This is a genomic window from Nocardioides panacihumi (assembly GCF_039530925.1).
Classification (GTDB): domain Bacteria; phylum Actinomycetota; class Actinomycetes; order Propionibacteriales; family Nocardioidaceae; genus Nocardioides; species Nocardioides panacihumi.
Window position 1 is genome coordinate 702566 of record NZ_BAAAPB010000001.1, and the last position, 20510, is coordinate 723075.

Genomic DNA, 20510 nt, shown 5'->3' on the forward strand with positions numbered 1-20510 from the left:
GGCCCACGTGGGCCCGGTCACAACTCCTGACGTCGGGTTTGGCGACGATCCGCAACTCCTGCGGTCTTCGGCCGGCTCTCCACGCAACAGAGTGGACGTGTCGATTAGAGTCTGTTGCGTGGCGGAACTGGCGACCATCGACGACACCGACCGTGCGATCCTGGACCTCCTGCGCGAGAACGCCCGACGCCCGCTGCGCGAGATCGCGACAGCCGTCGGCCTGACGGTCGCGCCGGTGCAGCGCCGGATCGCGCGGCTGGAGCACCTGGGCGTGATCGAGCGCTACACCGTGCAGGTCAACCACGGCCGGATCGCGACCGGCATCGAGGCGATGACCGAGCTTCAGTTCTCCGACGACCTCGACCTGGCGCAGATCATGGAGTTCGTCGCGCAGATCCCCGAGGTCGAGGAGGTGCTCACCCTCGCCGGCGACCCGGACGCGCTCGTGCGCATCCGCGTCGAGGGTGTCGAGGACCTGCGCCGGGTCGTCAGCTCCCTGCGCTCCGGTGGCGCGATCGCCAGCACGAAGACCCTCGTCGTGCTCGAGCAGTGGACCCGGCACGGCTGAGGCACCGACCAGGGGCGCCGCTGTCAGACCAGGTCACGGCGGTGTCGAGCCTCGTACTCGAGCGCCATCCTCTCGTTCGCGAGCCGCCAGGCCACCCGCCCGACGTCGCGTCGCTCGGTCTCGTCGAGGGTGCGGCCGTACTCGGCCTCGATCTCGCGGACGAGCCCGTCGTGCAGGGCGGCCAGGATCCGTCGCACCGTCGCCGTGCCCTCGTCCGTGAGGGCGAAGCCGTCGGTCCCATCGCCGACTTCGACCAGCAGCCCGTCGGCGATGGCGGTGTCCAGGCTCGGCCGCAGCACTCCCGGCGGGAGCAGGTGCCGCTCGGCCATCTGCTCGATCGTCGGCCCCTCACCGTGCCGATAGGTGTGGATGGCGGTCTCCATGACCGCCCAGACCATCGCGTCGTTCGGGATGTCGTCGCGGGCCAGGATGCGGTCGCGGATCGCGACGGCGCGGCGACTGCGGACCACGCTGACGATCTGCGCCTCGAGCTGCTCGATGTTGCTCCGGTCGTCGGGCATTCCGAAGCCGCGGCCGACCTCACCGGCGGTCGGCGCGACCAGGCCACGCAGTGGCACCTGCTTGAGGAACATCGCCAGCACCATCGCGAGAAGCGCCAGCGGGATCGCGGCGGCGAAGACGACCTGGAAGGAGTCGGCGTAGGCCGTCCGGACGATGTCGGCGACCTCGGCGGGAAGAGCATTCAGGGCATCCGGCGTCGAGACCGCAGACGGCGGTACGCCGGCCGCCGCGAGCGCGCCCGGGAGACGGTCACCCAGCGCGTTGGTGTAGACGCTGCCGAGCACGGCCGCCCCGAAGGTGCTGCCCATCGTCCGGAAGAAGCTGACGGCGGAGGTCGCGACGCCGAGGTCGGCGTACTCGACGGTGTTCTGCACGATGAGGACCAGGACCTGCATCGAGAGTCCGATGCCGACGCCGAGCACCAGCATGGCGACCGACGTCGCCCAGACGCCGGAGTGCTGGTCGAGCCGCGAGAGGAGGTAGGCGCCGACGGCCATCACCGCTCCGCCGACGATCGGGAAGATCTTGTAACGGCCCGTGGTCGAGACGACGTTGCCGGCGACGATCGAGGCGACCAGGAGGCCGACCACCATCGGGAACGTGCGCACGCCCGACGCGGTCGCCGACACCCCGAGGCAGTACTGCATGAACGTCGGCAGGTAGGTCATCGTCCCCATCAGCGCGAAGCCGACGATGAAGCTGAGCACGCAGCTGACCGTGAAGACGTTGGCGCGGAACAGGCGCAACGGCAGGATCGGGCTGGCCGCCCGCGACTCCGCCCAGACGAAGAGCACCAGCGCCACGGCGGCACCCACGAACAGCCCGATGATCGTGGCCGAGCCCCAGGCGTACTCGCTGCCGCCCCACGTCGTGCCGAGCACCAGCATCGTGGAGGCGGCCGTGATCCACGTGATGCCCCAGTAGTCGATCACCGGCCGGCCGTCGCCCTTGACCGAGGGCAGCAGTTTGACGGCACCGATCAGGATCACGATCGCGATCGGGACGTTGACGTAGAAGACCCAGCGCCAGGAGAGGTTGTCGGTGAAGACGCCGCCCAGGAAGGGGCCGATCACCGTCGTGACACCGAAGACGGCGCCGAGGGCGCCTTGGTACTTGCCGCGGTCGCGGAGCGGGATGATGTCGGCGATCATCGCCGTCGCCGTGACCGTCAGACCGCCGCCACCGAGTCCCTGGATCGCGCGGGCCACGATCAGCCAGGTCATCGACCCGCTCGCGCCCGCCAGCGCGGAGGCGCCGACGAAGATGACGATCGAGACCATGAAGATCGTCTTGCGCCCGTACAGGTCGCCGAGCTTGCCGCCGAGCGCCGTCGCGACCGTCTCGGTGAGCATGTAGGCGGTGACGACCCACGAGAGGTGGCTCGCTCCACCGAGGTCGCCGACGATCGTCGGCAGTGCCGTCGAGACGATCGTGCTGTCCAGAGCCGCGAGGAGCATCCCGCCCGCGATCAGCGCGAACGCGGCGATCCGCGCTGCGCCCTGCAGATTGGCCTCGGAATCGCCCGGAGCGACCTCCTCGACGGTTGCTGCCGTCACGGCTCTCAACCTAGCCGCGACGTTCCGCGGACGTACACCGCCGGTGCTCAGCGGGCGAGCGACACGACGTACTCGGTCATCCATCGATCGGTGGACAGCATCGTGACAGCGCCGGGCGTTCGGGCCAGCAGCCGGAGGACAGCTGCGTTGTCGGGTGAGACGAACACCTTCAACCGGCGTACGCCGGCGTCGATCGCGCGCTGGCGCAACTCGAGCAACAGCGCCGTTCCGACACCTCTGTGCTGCCACTCGTCCACGACTTCCACAGCGACCTCGGCCGAGTCGTGGTCGGCGCGGTCCCGGATGAACCTGGCGATGCCGATGGGCCGGGCGCGTCGAGCCACCGCCACCACTCCCACGTGGCCCCATCCGTCGACAGCGCTCAGATGCCGTAGGTCCGCCCCCGTGAGCCGGGTCTTCGATGCCAGGAATCGGAGCTCGCGCGAGCGCGGCCCCATTCCGGCGAAGACTGCGAGCACAGCGGCCGAGTCGTCGGGGCGTAGGGGTCTCAGCTTCACTCCTTCGACGCCCGAACGGGTGGGGGCCCCGGTGCCGACGGCTGTGGGAACGGCTTCAGTGATGCATGTGGGCATGGCGCTGCCTCCTGCGGTGGTCGTTGCGCTCCTGGTTGACCCGGGATCGCGCCATCTCCATCAGGCCGACACCAGTGATCCAGGCGGCGGTCGGGAGGAGGAGATGCACGCGGTTTCGGGACACCACTTCATGCTCCGCCGTCGGGTCGGCCGCCACAGCCGTGGAACTACCTCACTTGCTCGGCTCCCGTGCGACGTACCAGGCAGCCACCTGGGCCCGGGACCTGAACCCGAGCCGGAGGCGGATGCGTTCCACGTGGGACTCCGCGGACCTCTCGGTGATCCCGAGGCGATCCGCGATCTCCCGGTTGGTGAGGCCGTCGGCCACGAGTGCCGCAACCTCCATCTGACGAGGAGTCAGGCCGGTCGCGACCACGCGCCGAAGCGGGGGCAGGCCCAGGAAGCCTCGCACCTGGTCCACCACCGCCTTGGCATCACCCATGGCCGGCAGGTGCGACCGACCCTCCATCTCCACCAGGTCGGCGCCAGGGATGCCAGCGGCGAGGGCCCTGCCTTCGTCGACGGGTGCCGCCCGGTCTCCCCGTCGGTGGAGCACGAGCGTCGGCGCGGAGATTCGATGGAGGGCAGCACGGATGTCGAGCTCGTAGGCGAGGCGGAGCAGTGCGACCGCCGTGTCGGCAGTCGAGGCGGACCGCTGGTACTGGGCCAGTATCCGGCGAGTCCCCGGGTCCGCGTCAGGAGCGAACAGATCGGTGAGGAGGTCGGAGCCGAGACCCCAGTGCGTCGCGATCAGCCCCAGCACATGCTGCCGGCTGTCGGCATCACCGATGGCAGCACCCGACGTCCATCCGCCGTAGAGAACGAGACGCCTGACTGCCTCGGGTCGCTCGGCTGCCCACTGGGCGGCGACCGCCGCTCCCAGCGACCATCCGAACAGCTCGACGCCTGTTGCGCCGACGGCCTCGAGCACCGCGCTGATCGTCTCCAGCTCGAGTGCCATGGTCCGCGGTCCGACGTACGGATCGGACAGTCCACAGCCAGGACGGTCGTAACGGACCAGGGTCCGTCCCGATGAAAGCGCCTCATGGAACATGCGTTCGGCCGGGATGGACCAGCCGAGGTCGAGCTGGCTGAGCCAGCCCGGCACGACCAGCAGTATCGGCCCGGACCCGGTCACCCCGTACGCCACGCTTCCGCCCCCGTCCAGCGGGGCTGTCCCCAAACGTTGCGTGTGCGCCAGCACCTCACCAGTGAAGCAGCAGCCGCCGCGCCCGCACACCCCGTTGCCAGCCCAGCAGCGGGAAATGCACCGCTGGTGGGCACTCCTCTCGTACCGTCCGGAGGCCCGCTGATCTGCCGGCAGCGCGGATCGCGGAGGTGCGTCACACTGCCGCATTCGGTCCGGGCGACACACGTGCGGCGCGGGGGCAAGGGACCTGAACGGGAGCAGCCTCGAGCTGCGTCAACGCGCCGGCGTGCGCGTTCGTCGCAGTGGTTCGGTGCTTCGTCGCCGCAGTCCGGTGAGGATGCGGATGTCCAGCGGTCGGCGTTGATCGCTGTCGCGAGTGGGATGTGGCCGCGGGCGCCTTTCGCCGCTTGGGTGAGGAGCCGGTTGGCGAGGGCAACCTGCTGGATAGCAACTCGAAGCGAGTGGAGGGGAAAGCGTCGCTGGATGGAGGGTCTGTGCGCTCCGCGTACCTCTGAAACGACAGAAGCCGCAGGTCAGCGTGCTGACCTCCGGCTTCATCGATCTGCGCGCCTGTAGGGATTCGAACCCCAAACCTTCTGATCCGTAGTCAGATGCTCTATCCGTTGAGCTACAGGCGCATGTCCCGTGCGCTGCACAAGACTGGTCGAGGATAGCGGACCGCTCAGGCGATCTCGAAATCGCCGGGAGCCGGCCCGGACCGCACCCGCGTTGTGGAAGGATCCCCCTGATCGAGAAGGGGGCGAAGCCTTGACGAGCTACGGCGCTGAGGAACGTGCCCACTTCGAGAGCGAGTCGATCCCGCTCTACGAGGAGCTCGCGACCGAGGGCGGATTCGCCTCGGACGACGCACGGATCGCCCCCGGCGCGCCGAAGCGCGGGGCGCTCGACATGCTCGTCGAGATGGGCCTCGTCCACCAGGACCCCGAGACCAGGCGCTGGATCCCGGAGGACCCGACCGTCGCGCAGTCGCGCGTCGTGGCGCCGCTCAGCGCGGAGGGTGCGCGCCTGCTCCAGGAGTCCTCCCAGTGGACCCGCAACTTCACGGCCCTGACGCAGGCGTGGCGCAAGTCGTCCGCCACCGACGACCGCGGGCCGTTCACCTACCTGCGCGGCCAGAACATCGTGGCCTTCATCGAAGGACTCGGCGCCGAGGCCCAGGAAGAGGTGCTCACCGCTCAGCCGCAGACCGGTCGTGACACCGGCGGCGGTCTCGAGCGGACCCTCGAGCGCGAGCAGCAGATGATGGCCCGCGGGGTCTCGCTGCTCACCCTCTACCAGCACAGCGCCCGGCGCAGCACGGCGACGAGGGAGTACGTCGCCGCGATCACCGAGATCGGCGGCGAGGTGCGCACCCTGGACGAGTTCTTCAACCGGATGATCGTGGTCGACCGCCGGATCGCCCTGATCCCCTCGACCGAGGACCACACCATCGCGCTCGCGATCAAGGAGCCGACCGTGGTCGCCTATCTGGTCGACGTCTTCATGCGGTCGTGGGAACGCGCCCGCGCCTTCACTGCGCGCGACGCGACGGTGATGCGCCACATCGCCAGGGAGCAGCGCGCGATGACGATGCGGATGCTCATCGAGGGCCACTCCGACCCGGTCTCGGCCAAGCGGCTGGGCGTCAGCCCCCGCACGTACGCCGGCTACGTCGCCGACCTCAAGGAGGAGTTCGACGCTGAGACCCGGTTCCAGCTCGGCTACACGATCGGGCAGCTCGGCCTGACCGCCGAGGATGACACCGACGGCTGACGGCGGCTGGATCGCACCAACGACGAAGGCAGTGACCCGGGGGTGGTCACTGCCTTCGTCGTTACGAACGGGCGGCCCCATTCGGGGGGTTCGAGTGGTGAGGCCCCGTCCAAGTCCTCGTGCGTCACTTACGGATGGAACCCATGCCCCAGCTCATGTCGGCGTGGGCGGGCGCGGTGATCCCGAGAAGGCCGAAGCTGACAGCGCATGCGGCCGCGACGACACCAATCTTGCGAACGAACTTCATTTTGTGTCCTTGTCATGCTCGTGGGGTCAGCCCGAGACGCCTTGTAGCCACAAGTCTCCCTGGGTGCTCGGGGATCCAGGCAGGACCTTGGTCCCTCAAAAATCTGCACTGCATAAAGTTGCAAACTTCCGCAGTCGCCAACATGGCCGGGAACGCAGAAGGTCCGGACCCGTTCATTGTGGGTCCGGACCTTCTGGATGTCGACTGCGACATCACACTGGCGGAGGCGGAGGGATTTGAACCCTCGATGGGGTTGTAGCCCCAAACCCGCTTAGCAGGCGGGCGCCATAGACCTGACTAGGCGACGCCTCCCCGACAGCGTGGGACACGTTACAAGGCACCAGCCGCGCGCGGCCAATCAGGGCTCGAACCGGTAGCCCATGCCCGGCTCGTTGCGGAAGTAGCGTGGTCGTGACGGGTCGGGCTCGAGCTTGCGGCGCAGCTGGGCCATGTAGAGGCGCAGGTTGCCCTGCGCGGTCTCGTAGCCGGGTCCCCACACCTCGGTGAGGAGCTGCTGCTGCCCCAGCAGCCGGCCCGGCTGCCGCACGAGCACCTCCAGCAGGTGCCACTCGGTCGGCGTGAGCCTGACCTCCGCGCCGGCGACCGTCACCCGCTTCGCCGCGAGGTCGACGACGACGTCGCCGAAGGAGACCGCGGGCTCGTCCGGGCTCGCCGGCGCCGTACGACGCACCATGGCCCGCAGCCGCGCCAGCAGCTCGTCCATGCCGAAGGGCTTCGTCACGTAGTCGTCCGCGCCGGCGTCGAGCGCGTCGACCTTGTCGGCGCTGTCCGAGCGACCGGACAGCACCAGGATCGGCACGGACGACCAGCCGCGCAGGCCCTCGATGACGGCCGACCCGTCCATGTCGGGCAGGCCGAGGTCGAGGACGACGACGTCCGGGGGGTGCGCGACGGCCGACTCCAGGGCCTCCGCGCCGTCGCCCGCGGTCGCCACCTCGTACCCGCGTGCGCGCAGGTTGATGGCGAGCGTCCGCAGGATCTGCGGCTCGTCGTCGACGACCAGCACCCGGGTCACGCCTCGCCCTCCTCCGCGACCTGCACCATCTCCAGGACAGGGTCGGGCACGGCCTCGAGAGCCGGCTCGTCGATCGTCGGCAGCGAGACGACCATCGTGAGACCTCCTCCTGGAGTCTCCTCCGGCTCGAGGGTCCCACCCATCGCCTCGACGAGGCCGCGTGACACGGCGAGCCCGAGGCCGACCCCGGTGCTCGTGTCGGTGTCACCGAGACGCTGGAAGGGCAGGAAGACGTTCTCGAGCTCCCGGGGCGGGATCCCCGGACCGGTGTCGACGACGCGCAGCTCCAGGCGGCCGGGCACGCTGCTGCCGCTGATCAGCGGCGGGGAGCCGGCCGGCGAGTAGCGCTGGGCGTTGGACACCAGGTTGACGATGACCCGCTCGAGCAGGCCGGGGTCGACCACGACCGCCGGCAGCGCGTCCGCGAGCTCCAGCATGACGGAGCGGGGCGAGACGCCCAGGTCGTCCAGCGCGCGTGTCAGCACCTCCTCGACGGCGACCGGGCGCAGGTGGACCGGCATCGCACCCACCTGCAGCCGGCTCATGTCCAGCAGGTTGTCGACGAGCCCGGCGAGCCGGTCGAGGGCTGCGTCGGCGGTCTCCAGCAGCTCGGCCCGGTCCTCGGGCGCGAGCTCGACATCGGGGCTCCGGAGCCCGGAGACCACCGCCTTGGCGGTCGCGAGCGGGGTGCGCAGGTCGTGGCCGACCGCGGCCAGGAGCGCGGTGCGGACGCGGTTCGCCTCGGCGAGCGGGGCGGCTTCGGCAGCGGCCTTGGCGAGCCGGATCTGCTCGACGGCCTGCCCCGTGCGGGCCGCGAACACCAGGGCGATGCGCTGGTCGGAGTCGGTCAACGGCTGCCCGCGGAGCGCGAGCACCGCCGTGTCGGTCGCCGGCACGATCTGGTCGGCCAGCTCCGGCGTACTCGCCGGGGAGGGGCCCGCAGAGCCCACCAGCCTGCGGGCGCCGTCGTCGTCCTCCTCGAGCAGCGCGACCGAGTCGAGGCTGAACGTCTCGCGGAAGCGCTCGAGCATGTCGTCCAGCGCCTGTCGCCCGGTGACCGGCGTGGCGGCGAGGTTCGCGAGCACGTGCGACTCCGCCACGGCTCTCGCCGCCTCACGGGTACGCCGGGCCGCGACGTCGACCACGGAGGAGACCATCAGCCCCACGAGCACGTAGACGAACAGCGCGAGCGCGTTGTTCCGGCTCTGGATGGTCAGCGTGTAGAGCGGCGGCGTGAAGAAGTAGTTGAGCAGCATCGAGCCGAGCAGCGCCGCCACGAGGGCAGGACCGAGGCCGCCGACCAGCGCGACGCCGACCACGATGATGAGGAACAGCATCATGTCGCTCGCGAAGTTCAGCTGGAAGGCGTCGTCGACGAGCGTGAGGATGCCGGTCAGCACCAGCGGCAGCACCACGGCGAGCAGGTAGCCGCGGGCCCGGCGCGTGCCGCTGAGGCTGCCGCGCGACTCCGGCAGCAGCCGGCCGCGCCCCACGTGCGCATGGGTCACGATGTGGACGTCGATGTCCCCGGACCGCCGGATCGTCTGGCTCCCGATGCCGGTGCCGCTGAACACGGTCTGCCAGCGCGGACGGCGGCTGTCGCCGAGCACCAGCTGGGTCGCGTTCTCGGCGCGCGCGAAGACGAGCAGCGCCTCCGACACGTCGTCGCCGAGCACCTGGTGGAAGCTGCCGCCCAGCGACTCGACGAGCTGCCGCTGCGCGTTGAGGTACGCCGGGTCGGCGCCCGTCAGCCCGTCCGACCGGCTGATGTGCAGCGCCAGCAGGTCACCCGCGCCCGACCGCGCCGCGATGCGCGCCGCGCGCCGGATCAGGTGCTCCCCCTCCGGGCCGCCGCTGAGCGCCACCACGACCCGCTCACGCGCCTCCCAGGTGCCGCTGATGTCGTGCTGCTGGCGGTAGTGCTGGAGCGCGTCGTCGACCCGGTCCGCGACCCACAGCAGAGCCAGCTCGCGCAGCGCGGTGAGGTTGCCGGCACGGAAGTAGTTCGACAGGGCCGCGTCGACCTTGTCCGGCGCGTAGACGTTGCCGTGCGCCAGCCGGCGCCGCAGCGCCTCCGCGGACATGTCGACCAGCTCCACCTGGTCGGCGGCACGGACGACGGCGTCCGGGACCGTCTCGCGCTGGGCCACGCCGGTGATCTTCTCGACGACGTCGTTGAGGGACTCGAGGTGCTGGACGTTGACGGTCGTGATGACGTCGATGCCGGCCTCGAGCAGCTCCTCGACGTCCTGCCAGCGCTTCTCGTTGCGGGTGCCGGGGGCGTTCGTGTGCGCGAGCTCGTCGACCAGCGCGACCTGCGGGCGGCGGCGGAGCACCGCGTCGACGTCCATCTCCTCCAGCGACGTGCCTCGGTAGGGGACCGTCCGGCGCGGCACCACCTCGAGACCGCCGAGCATCTCGGCGGTGTGCCGCCGACCGTGCGTCTCGACGAACCCGACGACCACGTCGGTGCCGCGGTCGACCCGGCGGCGGGCCTCGCCGAGCATCGCGTAGGTCTTCCCGACGCCGGGAGCGGCGCCGAGATAGACCCGCAGCCGTCCTCTCGTCATGCAGCCATCATCCCGCGGAGGACTCGCGGTCCAGGGCCAGGTTGAGCATCAGCACGTTGACGCGTGGCTCGCCGAGGAAGCCGAGCGTGCGCGGCGTGGTGCTCGCATCCACCAGGCGGCGTACGACGCCCGGGTCGAGGTGGCGCGCCGCGGCCACGCGACCGACCTGCTGATCGGCGTACGCCGGACTGATGTCGGGGTCGAGGCCCGACCCGCTCGCGGTGAGCGCGTCGGGGGCGACCTTCGCCGGGTCGGTCCCGTCGAGCCGGGACGCGGCTGCCCGGCGCTCCTCGACGGCCTTGACCAGCTCGGGGCTGGTCGGTCCGAGGTTGGACGCCGAGGAGGCCAGCGGGTCGTAGCCGTCGCCCGCGGCCGACGGGCGGGACTGGAAGTAGTCCGGCCTGCCGGCGAACGACTGGCCGATGAGCGAGGACCCGACGTCCCGGCCGCTGCGGCTCACCGGGGAGCCGTCGGCCCGGTGCGGGACGACGACCTGGGCGAAGCCGGTCATCAGCAGCGGGTAGGCGATCCCGAGGATCACGGTCATCACGAGGATCATCCGTGCGCCGGCCCAGCCGTGACGCAGGGCGGTCCTGAGGACTGAGGTGGGCATGTTCGTCTCTCTCGTGGGGGTCAGCCGATGCCCGGGATCTGGGACACCAGGAGGTCGATGAGCTTGATGCCGACGAACGGCGCGGCCAGTCCCCCGAGGCCGTAGACCCCGAGGTTGCGCCGCAGCATCGCCGCGGCCGACGACGGCGTGTAGCGGACGCCGCGCAGGGCCAGCGGGATGAGGACGACGATGATCAGCGCGTTGAAGATGACCGCCGACAGGATCGCCGACTCCGGCGTCGCCAGCTTCATGACGTTGAGCCTGTCGAGGCCCGGGAAGACGCCCGCGAACATCGCCGGGATGATCGCGAAGTACTTCGCCACGTCGTTCGCGATCGAGAAGGTCGTCAGCGAGCCGCGGGTGATGAGCAGCTGCTTGCCGATCTCCACGATCTCGATGAGCTTCGTCGGGTTGGAGTCGAGGTCGACCATGTTGCCGGCCTCCTTGGCGCTGGAGGTGCCGGAGTTCATCGCGACTCCGACGTCGGCCTGCGCGAGCGCGGGCGCGTCGTTGGTGCCGTCGCCGGTCATGGCGACCAGCCGTCCACCCTCCTGCTCGGCCTTGATGAGCGCCATCTTGTCCTCGGGGGTCGCCTCGGCGAGGAAGTCGTCGACGCCGGCCTCCTGGGCGATGGCACGCGCGGTGAGCGGGTTGTCGCCGGTGATCATCACCGTGCGGATGCCCATCCGGCGCATCTCGTCGAAGCGCTCGCGCATGCCCTCCTTGACGATGTCCTTGAGGTGTACGACGCCCAGCGCCCGCGCCGGCCGGCCCTCGACGTGCTCGGCGACGACCAGCGGGGTGCCACCCGCGGTCGAGACCGCGTCGACGATCCCGCCGACCTCCTCGGTCGGGTGACCGCCGTTCTCGCGGACCCACTTCATCACGGCCGCGGCCGCGCCCTTCCGGACACGCCGCCCGGGCAGGTCGACGCCCGACATGCGGGTCTGCGCGGTGAACGGGACGAACTGCGCGCTCGGCAGCTCACCCGCCGACCGCTCGCGCAGGCCGTGCTCACGCTTGGCCAGCACGACGATCGAGCGACCCTCGGGGGTCTCGTCGGCCAGCGAGGAGAGCTGCGCGGCGTCCGCCAGGACCGCCGCGCTGCAGTCGCCGACCGGCAGGAGCTCGCTCGCCTGACGGTTGCCGAGCGTGATCGTCCCGGTCTTGTCGAGCAGCAGTGTGTTGACGTCTCCGGCCGCCTCGACCGCACGGCCCGACATGGCGAGCACGTTGTGCTGCACGAGGCGGTCCATGCCGGCGATGCCGATCGCGCTCAGCAGCGCGCCGATCGTGGTCGGGATGAGGCAGACGAGCAACGCGACGAGGACGACGATCGACTGCTCGGCGCCGGAGTAGATCGCGAACGGCTGCAACGTCGCGGTCGCCGCCAGGAAGACGATGGTCAGCGAGGCGAGCAGGATGTTGAGGGCGATCTCGTTCGGCGTCTTCTGCCGGCTGGCGCCCTCGACGAGGGCGATCATCTTGTCGATGAAGCTCTCGCCGGGCTTCGCGGTGATCTCCACGACGATCCGGTCCGAGAGGACCCGGGTGCCGCCGGTCACCGAGCTGCGGTCGCCGCCCGACTCCCGGATCACCGGCGCCGACTCGCCGGTGATGGCCGACTCGTCGACGCTCGCCACGCCCTCGACGACGTCGCCGTCACCGGGGATCACCTGTCCGGCCTCGACGACGACCCGGTCGCCGACCCGGAGCTGGGACGCCGGGATCTCCGAGGTCTCGATCCGCTCGCCGGCGCTCGCCACCAGGCGGGCCGTCGTCTCCGTCTTGGCGCGCCGCAGCGTGGCGGCCTGCGCCTTGCCACGGCCCTCGGCGACCGCCTCGGACAGGTTGGCGAAGATCACCGTCAGCCACAGCCAGACCACCACGGTCCAGGCGAACACGCTGGGTCGGAGCACCGCCGAGACCGTCGAGAAGGCGGCGCCGACCTCGACCACGAACATCACCGGGTTGCGCGCCATGACCCGTGGGTCGAGCTTGCGCAGCGCGTCCGGCAGGGACGTCAGCAGCATCCGGGGATCGAGCAGGCCGCCGGCGACCCGGTGCGCGGAGGCGCCCTGGGCAGGAGCGGGAGCGGGGTGCGTGGTCAGGGTGGTCATGCGAGGCCTTCCGCGAGAGGACCGAGTGCGAGAGCGGGGAAGAAGGTCAGACCGGCCACGATGACCGCGACCCCGGCGAGCATCCCGACGAAGAGTGGTCCGTGGGTCGGGAGCGTGCCGCCGGTGCGGGGCACCTCCGTCTGACGTGCCAGCGAGCCCGCGAGGGCGAGGACGAGCACGATCGGGAGGAACCGGCCTGCGAGCATGCACAGGCCGAGCGCGACGTTGTAGAAGTCGGTGTTGGCCGACAGTCCGGCGAACGCCGAGCCGTTGTTGTTCGAGGCGGACATGAAGGCGTAGAGCACCTCGGACAGGCCGTGTGGTCCGCCGTTGAGCATCGAGGAGCGCGGACCGGCGAAGGACATCGCGACGCCGGTGCCGATCAGCACCAGGAGCGGCATCGTGAGGATGTTGAGGGCGACCAGCTTCATCTCCCGCGCGGTGACCTTCTTGCGGAGGTACTCCGGGGTGCGGCCGACCATCAGGCCCGCGACGAAGACCGTCATGATCGCCAGCACGAGCATGCTGTAGAGGCCGGTCCCGACACCGCCGGGGGCGATCTCGCCGAGGCCCATGTTGAGGATGAGCAGGCCGCCGCCGACGCCCGTGTACGACGAGTGGAACGAGTCCACCGCGCCGGTCGACGTACCGGTGGTCGAGACGGCGAACAGGGCCGAGGCCCATTCGCCGAACCTGGTCTCCTTGCCCTCCATCGCCGCGCCGGCGGCCCGCAGCGCGCTTCCGGAGTGGTGGACCTCGAGCGCCGTGACCGCGGCGACGAGGACACCCCAGATGGTCGCCATGACGCCGAGGACGGCGTACCCCTGTCGCTTGTCCCCCACCATCTCGCCGAAGGTGCGCGTGAGACAGACCGGGACGAGCAGGAGGAGGAGGATCTCGAACCAGTTGGTGAACGGGTTCGGGTTCTCGAACGGGTGCGCGGAGTTGGCGTTGTAGTAGCCGCCGCCGTTGGTGCCGAGCTCCTTGATGGCCTCCTGGGAGGCGACCGGGCCGCCGGTGATCGTCTGGTGCCCGCCGGCCAGCGTGGAGATGTCGGTGCCTGCGGAGAGGTTCTGGACCGCTCCCGCGATGATGAGGACCACCGTCGCGACCACCGCGAGCGGCAGCAGGATCCGGATGCAGGCCCGCGTCAGGTCGACCCAGAAGTTGCCGAGCCGGTCGGTGCGCGAGCGGGTGAACCCGCGGATCAGCGCGACGGCCACCGAGAGGCCGACGGCGGCGGAGACGAAGTTCTGCACCGCCAGTCCGGCCATCTGGGCGAGGTGGCCCATCGCGGACTCGCCGGAGTAGGCCTGCCAGTTGGTGTTGGTCACGAACGACGCCGCGGTGTTGAAGGCGAGCGCCGGGTCGACGCCGGCCATGCCGATCGAGAGCGGCAGGTGCGCCTGCATCCGGAGCAGTCCGTAGAGGAGGACCAGGCTGACGAAGGAGAACGCCAGCACGGAGGCGGCGTACGCCGGCCAGCGCTGGTCGGCGCGGGGGTCGACCCCGACGAGGCGGTAGATCACCCGCTCCACGCGCAGGTCGCGCTCCGAGGTGAAGACGCGCGTCATGTAGCCACCGAGCGGTCGGTAGCACAGCGCGAGGGCGAGGAGGAGGAGGCCGACCTGGAGCAGGCCGGCCGAGGTGTCGCTCATCTCTAGAACCTCTCCGGCAGGACGAGGGCCACCAGCAGGTAGCCGAGGAGGGCGATGCTCACGATCAGCGCGATCAGGTTCTCGGCGCTCACAGTCGCTCCAACGCCTTGAGGACGAGGAAGGTGAGCACGAAGAACGCGAGCGTCAGGACGAGGTAGAGGACGTCGCTCATGCGGTCCTCCCGTACGACGACCGCGGGGCCGGGACCGAGCGCGTCGGGTGTGATGCGCGCTGGACGACGGAGCTGCCTCCGACGGCCGTCGCGACGAGCGCGGTCATCAGCAGGAGGTCGGAGGGGGCGAACGTGAGGACGCCGTAGCGGTGCGTCACGAAGCCGGTGAGCAGGGCCCAGGCGGTCAGGCCGAGCACGGCGGCCCGGACACGGCCGACAGTGGCGCCGAGGACGGCCGTGACGCTGAGGAGCGCCAGGGCGGCGTACTGCTCGTCGAGACCGGCGAGGCGGCTGGCGAGCGTGGTCAGCACGAGGACGCCGCCGCCGATCCCGAAGCGGATCTCGACCTGGTCGAGAGGATGAGGTCTGGTGGACACGACACCAGTCAAGGCCGCTCCGGGCCCGAGCGGTGGGGTGCTAACGCGTCGCTAACGAGGGCTAACGTGCCCCTAACGCCGGGGCCGGTGTTAGGAGCGCGTTAGGGCACAGTGCGCCGAGCCCGCTCCACAGTTGGATGGAGATATGAGCATCTCGCTGCGCGAGCCCGCGCGCTCCGGCTTCAAGGAGTGGTTGTTCTACCGCCCCGAGGCGGCCACCAGCCACGCCGGCCCGCACGCGACCCAGGCGCACGGCGACAAGCCGGAGCCGTGGTGGAAGGTCATGTGCCTCACCGGCCTCGACTACTTCTCCACCCTCGGCTACCAGCCCGGCATCGCCTACCTGGCCGCCGGGCTGCTCAGCCCGCTGGCGACGGTCATCCTCGTGCTGCTGACCCTGCTCGGCGCCCTCCCGGTCTACCGCCGCGTGGCCGAGGAGAGCCCGCACGGCCAGGGCTCGATCGCGATGCTGGAGCGACTGCTGCCGTTCTGGCGCGGCAAGCTCTTCGTCCTCGCGCTTCTGGGCTTCGCGCTCACGGACTTCATCGTCACCACGACGCTGTCGGCGGCCGACGCCAGCGTGCACCTCATCGAGAACCCGCACACGCCGTCGTTCCTCGACGGTCACCAGATGCTGATCACCCTCGTCCTGCTGGCGATGCTGGGCGGCGTCTTCCTCAAGGGCTTCAAGGAGGCCATCGGGATCGCGCTCGTCCTCGTCGTGATCTACCTCGCCCTCAACCTCGTCGTGATCGTGGTCTCGGCCGTCCACCTGGTCGAGCACGGCCACCTGGTCACCGACTGGCGGGCGGCTCTCGTCACCGAGCACGGCAACGTCTTCGTGATGATCGCGATCGCCCTCACGCTCTTCCCCAAGCTGGCGCTGGGCCTGTCCGGCTTCGAGACGGGTGTCGCCGTGATGCCGCACGTGCGCGGGGACGCCGGCGACCGCGAGGTGTCGCCCGCCGGGCGGATCCGCAACACCAAGAAGCTGCTCACGACCGCCGCGATCATCATGAGCGTCTACCTGCTCTGCTCGAGCCTGCTGACCACCGTGCTGATCCCGGCCGACCAGTTCGAGGCCGGCGGCAAGGCGAACGGCCGCGCCCTCGCCTTCCTCGCCCACACCTACGTCGGCGAGGGCTTCGGCACCGTCTACGACGTCTCGACGATCGCGATCCTGTGGTTCGCCGGCGCCTCGGCGATGGCCGGCATGCTGAACCTGATCCCGCGCTACCTGCCGAGGTACGGCATGTCGCCGGAGTGGGCGGGCGCCGTACGTCCGCTCGTCATGGTGCTGACCGCCGTCGGCTTCCTGATCACGTGGATCTTCGACGCCAGCGTCGACGCCCAGGGCGGCGCCTACGCCACCGGCGTACTCGTCCTGATCACGTCGGCCGCGGTGGCGGTGACGCTGGCGGCGCGGAAGGCCCGGCAGCGGTTCCAGACGATCGCCTTCGGAGTCGTCTCGCTGGTCTTCGTCTACACGACCATCACCAACGTGGCCGAGCGCCCCGACGGCCTGAAGATCGGCGCCTGCTTCATCGCCGCGATCATCCTCGTCTCCCTGCTCTCCCGCCTGGTGAGGGCGTTGGAGCTGCGCACCATCGAGATCGAGTACGACGCCAAGGCGGAGCGCTTCATCCGCGACTGCTCCCGCCGCGCCCTCCGGCTGGTCGCGAACGAGCCCGGCCCCCGCGACATCGAGGAGTATCGCGAGAAGCTGCGCCAGATCGCCGACGACCACGACCTGCCCGACACCTCGGACCTCGTCTTCGTCGAGGTGACCGTCAAGGACTACAGCGACTTCGAGGGCGCGCTGATGGTGCGCGGCGAGGTGCTGCACGACCACTACCGGGTGCTGACCGTCGAGGCGCCGTCGGTGCCGAACGCGCTCGCCGCGCTGCTGCTCGACCTGCGCGACAAGACGCACGCCCGCCCGCACATCTACTTCGAGTGGACCGAGGGCAGTCCGGCGCTGAACCTGCTCAAGTTCCTGCTTTTCGGCGCCGGCGAGGTCGCCCCGGTGACCCGGGAGGTGCTGCGACGGGCCGAGCCGGACCGCAGCCGCAGGCCGCACCTGCACGCCGGCTGAGCGAAGCGCTGCCCGGACGTCATACGGGGTGGTTGCTCTGACAGCCAGCTCGTATGACGTCCCGGGCGGGCTACTTCAGGCGGTGGCCGCGCTGCAGGTGCTGCTGCAGCTCGACGACGAACTGGTCGTTGTCGACGGCCAGCACCGAGACGGGGATCGTGGTGGTGCCGCCGTCCTTGAGCCGCAGCACGACGCACGGCTCGTCGTGGATCGTCGTCGTGACGGCGTCCTCGACCTGGGTCCAGCGGGCGGCCTTCACGCCGGCGCCACGGATCATCCGGACCGTGTAGCCGTCGGGGGTGGCGCGCAGGACGTACGCGTGGGTCCGCAGCCACCACCCTGCGCCGCCGAGGCCGACCAGACCCACGAGCGCCAGGACGAGCAGGATGTCGCCGGACCAGCCGGTCGCGAAGACGACCGCGGTGGCGGCGAAGACGAGGACGGCCAGCATCACCAGGTAGAGCCCGACGAACCGGGCCGTCACGAGGGGGGCGAGGCGGTAGTCGACGGTCTGCTGCTGCGGGTCCTGCGCTGACATGGCGCGATTGTCCCCCGGAGGCCGCCCAGGGCCGGCATCGGGGTTGTGGGGCGAAGTGCGCTGGCTCACACTGTGGGCATGGCTGTCGCCGGCGACACGTCCGACGCACTGCGCGCTCTCGATCACGCCCTCGACGCACCCCGCGGTGCCGGCGTACCGCTCGGGAACTGGCGGTGGTCGGTGCGGCAGCGCCTCGTGATCGTCCGCGACCGGCTCGTCGCGGAGACGATGGGCTCGCAGGACGGCTGGCTCGCCGCCCGCGGCGGTGCCGCCTTCCGCGAGCGCAACGCGCTGCTCGCCCGGCTCAGCCACCTCACGCCGGCGGTGCTCGAGGTGCCCGACGCCGAGGCGGTCCGGCGCGACCTCAAGCGGCTCGTGATGGACATCGCGCACCACGTCCAACGGGTCCACGACCTCGTGTACGACGACGTCGAGCTGGAGCTCGGCGGGGAGGACTGAGCACGCTCGGTCCTTGGCGGATGGTGAGGGATTCGAACCCCCGGTGCCTCTCGGCACGCTCGCTTTCAAGGCGAGTGCAATCGTCCGCTCTGCCAACCATCCCCGGTGCTAGGACGGAAGACTAGTCAACCCTCAGGTGGTGAGCTCGATCAGCACGTCGCCCTCCTGGACGACGTCGCCCGGAGCGACCTTGATGGCGCGCACCACACCGCCGTGCTCGACGATGACGGGGATCTCCATCTTCATCGACTCCAGCAGCGCCACGGCGTCGCCGGCGTCCACGGACGCGCCGACCTCGACCGTCACCTCGATGACGTTCGCGACCATCTCCGCGACGATCGCGGTCACACTCTCCCTCGGCACACCACGGACGTTATCCGTTACCGGCGCGTATGACCGCATGGGGGCGACGGTCAGAGGAGCGCGTCGGTCCGCTTCGGCTCGGGTCGTACGGCGCTCTCGGCCTCCTCGGCACGGCGCCCGCGGCGTCCGACGGCCCGACCGCCGCCACGCGCGCCGCTCACGGCGAGGTCGATGCGGACCACGACGTAGCCGATGACGAGTCCGATCACGAGGCCGTAGAACACCGAGAGCGCGGACTCGACGACCGTGATCGCCGGGTTCACGAGGGCGTCGGAGACCGCGGCGGTGCCGGCCACGCCGAAGGCGCACACCCACCAGCCCTGTCGGCGTCGCGCCCGCATGTGGGTGCCCCACACCAGCGCGGGCACGCCGAGCACCGCTTCGATCGGCCGCGGGAACGCGCCGAGGGTATCGCGGCTCCAGTGCACGCCGTCGAGGAGCGTGGTGACCAGGTCGGGAGTGCCGTAGCGACGCAGCATCTCGGCGTAGAGCAGCGTCACGACGAGGACGAGGGCACCGAAGAGCACGATGAACAGGCCGCGGGTGCCGAGCCCGTGCAAGCCCGCGCCGAGCCGGTAGACGAGCGTGAACGCGCAGAGGAGGGAGAGCACGAGGACGGCGTACTCGAACCTCGTGACGTCGACCTGCGGCTGGAAGCCGAGCACCGCCACCGCACCGATCGCGGCGACGCCGACGGCGATGCAGGTCTCACGTACGGCATCGATGAACCGCACCGCCGGCACGGTGATGACCACGCCGAGCACCGCCGAGATGGCGGCCGTGACGACCGCCGCGCCAGTGCACAGCTCGTCGTTGTCGAGGGCGAGCGTGACCACCCCGGCAACCGCCGTCAGCACGCTGAAGACCACCGGGCGTCCGCCGGTGCGGGCAGCGAGGACCCAGGTGTACGCCGTCGCGACGGCCACCGCCCCGGCACCCGGCAGCCAGCTCGGCCCGACCGGCAGCATGCCGGCGACGAGCGCTCCGAGCCCGGCCGCGACGACGACCGCCCAGAGGACGATCTCGAACCAGGGCGCCTGGGTGCTCTCCGCCGGCTCGACCGCGGCAGGTGCCGCAGGACCCTCGAGCGCGACGGTGCGGCGCACCGGCGGGTCGAGGTGCTCGATGATCGCCGGAGCGTCCGCCCGCCGGGTCCCGGGGGCACGCCCACCGGTGCCGTGGCGCTGGGTCGCGCGCCGTCCACCGGCTCCACGAGCCGGCTCGGCTCGTCGACGGGGAACGGCTCTGCTCACGGCAGGAAAGGTTAGAGGACGCACCCACAGGTATCGCTGTCGGCGGCGACCCCGGGCTCGTCACATGCGGCGGTTGGCGAGGCTGGGGTTGACCTCGCGGGCACGCTCGATCACCGAGCGCTCGAGCCGGGCCGTCACGACCTCCTCGTCCGGGCCAGCCTCGACCAGGACGTCGCCGAGCGGATCCACGACGATCGAGTGGCCGCAGTAGCGGGGCGCGGGCTGGCCGGCCGCGACGACGTACGCGGTGTTCTCGATCGCGCGCGCCCGCGCCAGCGTCCGCCAGTGGTCGACCTTGCGCTCGCCCGCGACCCACGCCGCCGGCACGACCAGGATCTCCGCGCCGGCGGCGACGAGCGCCCGGGCCAGCTCGGGGAAGCGGAGGTCGTAGCAGGTCATCAGGCCGACGGTCGCGCCGCCGACCTCGACGAGCACGGGCTCGACGGGGCCCGCGGAGAGCCGGTCGGACTCGCGGTAGCCGAAGGAGTCGTAGAGGTGGATCTTCCGATATCCGCGCGACCTCGCCCCGTCGGTCGTCAGGAGCGTGTTGAACGGGTGGCCGTCAGCCGCCTCGAACATGCCCGCGACGACCGTGCTGCCCCGGTCGGCGGCCACCCGGGCGAGCTCGGTGGCGAACGGGCCGTCGAGGGTCTCCGCGTCGGGCGCCAGGTCGTCGTCCGCGGAGCCGAAGTCGCGCGCGAACGCCTCCGGGAAGACGACCAGGTCGACGTCCCTCGGGGCGAGCTCGTCGAGGCGTACGCGGTTCTTGCCGGGCGCGATGTCGGCTGCGGCCTGCACCAGGGCGACGTCGAGGTGGTCCCACGTGGTCATGTGGCCACTCTAGGAT

General features: G+C 70.7%; 19 protein-coding genes and 3 tRNA genes. 4 read left to right on the forward strand and 18 right to left on the reverse strand.

Annotation, left to right across the window (positions count from 1 at the left end; genetic code table 11):
• Positions 1-118 precede the first annotated feature (118 nt).
• Positions 119-568, forward strand: coding sequence for an Lrp/AsnC family transcriptional regulator (locus tag ABD205_RS03385; protein WP_344042409.1), 450 nt, complete (start codon positions 119-121; stop codon positions 566-568).
• A gap of 23 nt (positions 569-591) precedes the next feature.
• Here ABD205_RS03385 and ABD205_RS03390 read toward each other — a convergent pair whose 3' ends face one another.
• From ABD205_RS03390 to ABD205_RS03405, 4 genes are all read right to left on the reverse strand, one after another.
• Complete coding sequence (locus ABD205_RS03390) at positions 592-2730, reverse strand: MDR family MFS transporter (RefSeq protein WP_344042411.1); 2139 nt, start codon at positions 2728-2730, stop codon at positions 592-594.
• A complete protein-coding gene (locus ABD205_RS03395) occupies positions 2694-3239 on the reverse strand; it encodes a GNAT family N-acetyltransferase (RefSeq protein WP_344042413.1) in 546 nt (181 codons plus the stop codon). The genes ABD205_RS03390 and ABD205_RS03395 overlap by 37 nt, the downstream gene beginning before the upstream one ends.
• A 172-nt stretch (positions 3240-3411) precedes the next feature.
• Positions 3412-4443 (reverse strand): alpha/beta fold hydrolase, encoded by a 1032-nt coding sequence (locus ABD205_RS03400; protein WP_344042415.1) that lies wholly within the window; start codon positions 4441-4443, stop codon positions 3412-3414.
• Between the two features lie 511 nt (positions 4444-4954).
• Positions 4955-5027, reverse strand: a tRNA-Arg gene (locus ABD205_RS03405).
• Between the two features lie 130 nt (positions 5028-5157).
• Between ABD205_RS03405 and ABD205_RS03410 the strand changes: the two genes are divergently transcribed.
• Positions 5158-6162 carry a LuxR family transcriptional regulator gene (locus ABD205_RS03410; RefSeq protein ID WP_344042417.1) on the forward strand — a complete coding sequence of 335 codons (1005 nt, stop codon included), beginning with the start codon at positions 5158-5160 and terminating at the stop codon, positions 6160-6162.
• A 124-nt stretch (positions 6163-6286) separates the two neighbouring features.
• Here ABD205_RS03410 and ABD205_RS03415 read toward each other — a convergent pair whose 3' ends face one another.
• The 9 genes from ABD205_RS03415 to ABD205_RS03455 form a co-directional block, all read right to left on the reverse strand.
• Positions 6287-6409, reverse strand: a complete 123-nt coding sequence (locus ABD205_RS03415; RefSeq protein ID WP_344042419.1) for a hypothetical protein — start codon at positions 6407-6409, stop codon at positions 6287-6289.
• 218 nt (positions 6410-6627) lie between these two features.
• Positions 6628-6721 (reverse strand) — tRNA-Ser (locus ABD205_RS03420).
• A 46-nt stretch (positions 6722-6767) separates the two neighbouring features.
• Positions 6768-7445 (reverse strand): response regulator, encoded by a 678-nt coding sequence (locus tag ABD205_RS03425; RefSeq protein ID WP_344042421.1) that lies wholly within the window; start codon positions 7443-7445, stop codon positions 6768-6770.
• The gene (locus ABD205_RS03430) at positions 7442-10015 is read right to left on the reverse strand and encodes a DUF4118 domain-containing protein (RefSeq protein ID WP_344042423.1); all 2574 of its coding nucleotides are present in this window, start codon (positions 10013-10015) and stop codon (positions 7442-7444) included. The genes ABD205_RS03425 and ABD205_RS03430 overlap by 4 nt, the downstream gene beginning before the upstream one ends.
• Positions 10016-10022: 7 nt before the next feature.
• Positions 10023-10628, reverse strand: a complete 606-nt coding sequence (kdpC, locus tag ABD205_RS03435; RefSeq protein ID WP_344042425.1) for a potassium-transporting ATPase subunit KdpC — start codon at positions 10626-10628, stop codon at positions 10023-10025.
• Between the two features lie 20 nt (positions 10629-10648).
• Entirely contained in the window at positions 10649-12739 is a 2091-nt protein-coding gene (gene kdpB, locus ABD205_RS03440; protein WP_425572784.1) for a potassium-transporting ATPase subunit KdpB, read from the reverse strand.
• Positions 12740-12744: 5 nt separating this feature from the next.
• Entirely contained in the window at positions 12745-14406 is a 1662-nt protein-coding gene (kdpA, locus tag ABD205_RS03445) for a potassium-transporting ATPase subunit KdpA (protein ID WP_344042429.1), read from the reverse strand.
• Positions 14407-14408: 2 nt separating this feature from the next.
• Positions 14409-14498 (reverse strand): K(+)-transporting ATPase subunit F, encoded by a 90-nt coding sequence (gene kdpF, locus ABD205_RS03450; RefSeq protein WP_344042431.1) that lies wholly within the window; start codon positions 14496-14498, stop codon positions 14409-14411.
• A 76-nt stretch (positions 14499-14574) separates the two neighbouring features.
• On the reverse strand, positions 14575-14955 hold the full coding sequence (locus ABD205_RS03455; RefSeq protein ID WP_344042433.1) for a hypothetical protein: 381 nt from the start codon (positions 14953-14955) through the stop codon (positions 14575-14577).
• Between the two features lie 145 nt (positions 14956-15100).
• On the opposite strand from ABD205_RS03455, the gene ABD205_RS03460 reads away from it, so the two are divergent.
• Positions 15101-17050, forward strand: a complete 1950-nt coding sequence (locus ABD205_RS03460) for an APC family permease (RefSeq protein ID WP_344042435.1) — start codon at positions 15101-15103, stop codon at positions 17048-17050.
• Between the two features lie 70 nt (positions 17051-17120).
• Here the strand turns inward: ABD205_RS03460 and ABD205_RS03465 are convergent, their stop codons facing one another.
• Positions 17121-17588, reverse strand: coding sequence for a hypothetical protein (locus ABD205_RS03465; RefSeq protein WP_344042437.1), 468 nt, complete (start codon positions 17586-17588; stop codon positions 17121-17123).
• A 78-nt stretch (positions 17589-17666) separates the two neighbouring features.
• Here ABD205_RS03465 and ABD205_RS03470 point away from each other — a divergent pair, with 78 nt between their 5' ends.
• The gene (locus tag ABD205_RS03470; protein ID WP_344042439.1) at positions 17667-18047 is read left to right on the forward strand and encodes a hypothetical protein; all 381 of its coding nucleotides are present in this window, start codon (positions 17667-17669) and stop codon (positions 18045-18047) included.
• 14 nt (positions 18048-18061) lie between these two features.
• On the opposite strand, the gene ABD205_RS03475 is transcribed toward ABD205_RS03470, so the two are convergent.
• The 4 genes from ABD205_RS03475 to ABD205_RS03490 all read right to left on the reverse strand — a co-directional run bounded on the left by ABD205_RS03475 (position 18062) and on the right by ABD205_RS03490 (position 20494).
• Positions 18062-18149 (reverse strand) — tRNA-Ser (locus tag ABD205_RS03475).
• A 30-nt stretch (positions 18150-18179) separates the two neighbouring features.
• Positions 18180-18410, reverse strand: coding sequence for a biotin/lipoyl-binding carrier protein (locus tag ABD205_RS03480; RefSeq protein ID WP_344042441.1), 231 nt, complete (start codon positions 18408-18410; stop codon positions 18180-18182).
• Between the two features lie 50 nt (positions 18411-18460).
• Positions 18461-19663 (reverse strand): hypothetical protein, encoded by a 1203-nt coding sequence (locus tag ABD205_RS03485; RefSeq protein ID WP_344042442.1) that lies wholly within the window; start codon positions 19661-19663, stop codon positions 18461-18463.
• 60 nt (positions 19664-19723) lie between these two features.
• Complete coding sequence (locus ABD205_RS03490; protein WP_344042444.1) at positions 19724-20494, reverse strand: carbon-nitrogen hydrolase family protein; 771 nt, start codon at positions 20492-20494, stop codon at positions 19724-19726.
• Positions 20495-20510 lie beyond the last annotated feature (16 nt).

Bases quoted from the DNA above. Each gene is read 5' to 3' on its own strand.
- ABD205_RS03390 (WP_344042411.1), bottom strand. From the start codon at position 2,730: ATGGATGACCGAGTACGTCGTGTCGCTCGCCCGCTGAGCACCGGCGGT.
- ABD205_RS03395 (WP_344042413.1), bottom strand. From the start codon at position 3,239: ATGCCCACATGCATCACTGAAGCCGTTCCCACAGCCGTCGGCACCGGG.
- ABD205_RS03415 (WP_344042419.1), bottom strand. From the start codon at position 6,409: ATGAAGTTCGTTCGCAAGATTGGTGTCGTCGCGGCCGCATGCGCTGTC.
- ABD205_RS03430 (WP_344042423.1), bottom strand. From the start codon at position 10,015: ATGACGAGAGGACGGCTGCGGGTCTATCTCGGCGCCGCTCCCGGCGTC.
- kdpC (WP_344042425.1), bottom strand. From the start codon at position 10,628: ATGCCCACCTCAGTCCTCAGGACCGCCCTGCGTCACGGCTGGGCCGGC.
- kdpA (WP_344042429.1), bottom strand. From the start codon at position 14,406: ATGAGCGACACCTCGGCCGGCCTGCTCCAGGTCGGCCTCCTCCTCCTC.
- ABD205_RS03460 (WP_344042435.1), top strand. From the start codon at position 15,101: ATGAGCATCTCGCTGCGCGAGCCCGCGCGCTCCGGCTTCAAGGAGTGG.
- ABD205_RS03465 (WP_344042437.1), bottom strand. From the start codon at position 17,588: ATGTCAGCGCAGGACCCGCAGCAGCAGACCGTCGACTACCGCCTCGCC.
- ABD205_RS03470 (WP_344042439.1), top strand. From the start codon at position 17,667: ATGGCTGTCGCCGGCGACACGTCCGACGCACTGCGCGCTCTCGATCAC.
- ABD205_RS03490 (WP_344042444.1), bottom strand. From the start codon at position 20,494: ATGACCACGTGGGACCACCTCGACGTCGCCCTGGTGCAGGCCGCAGCC.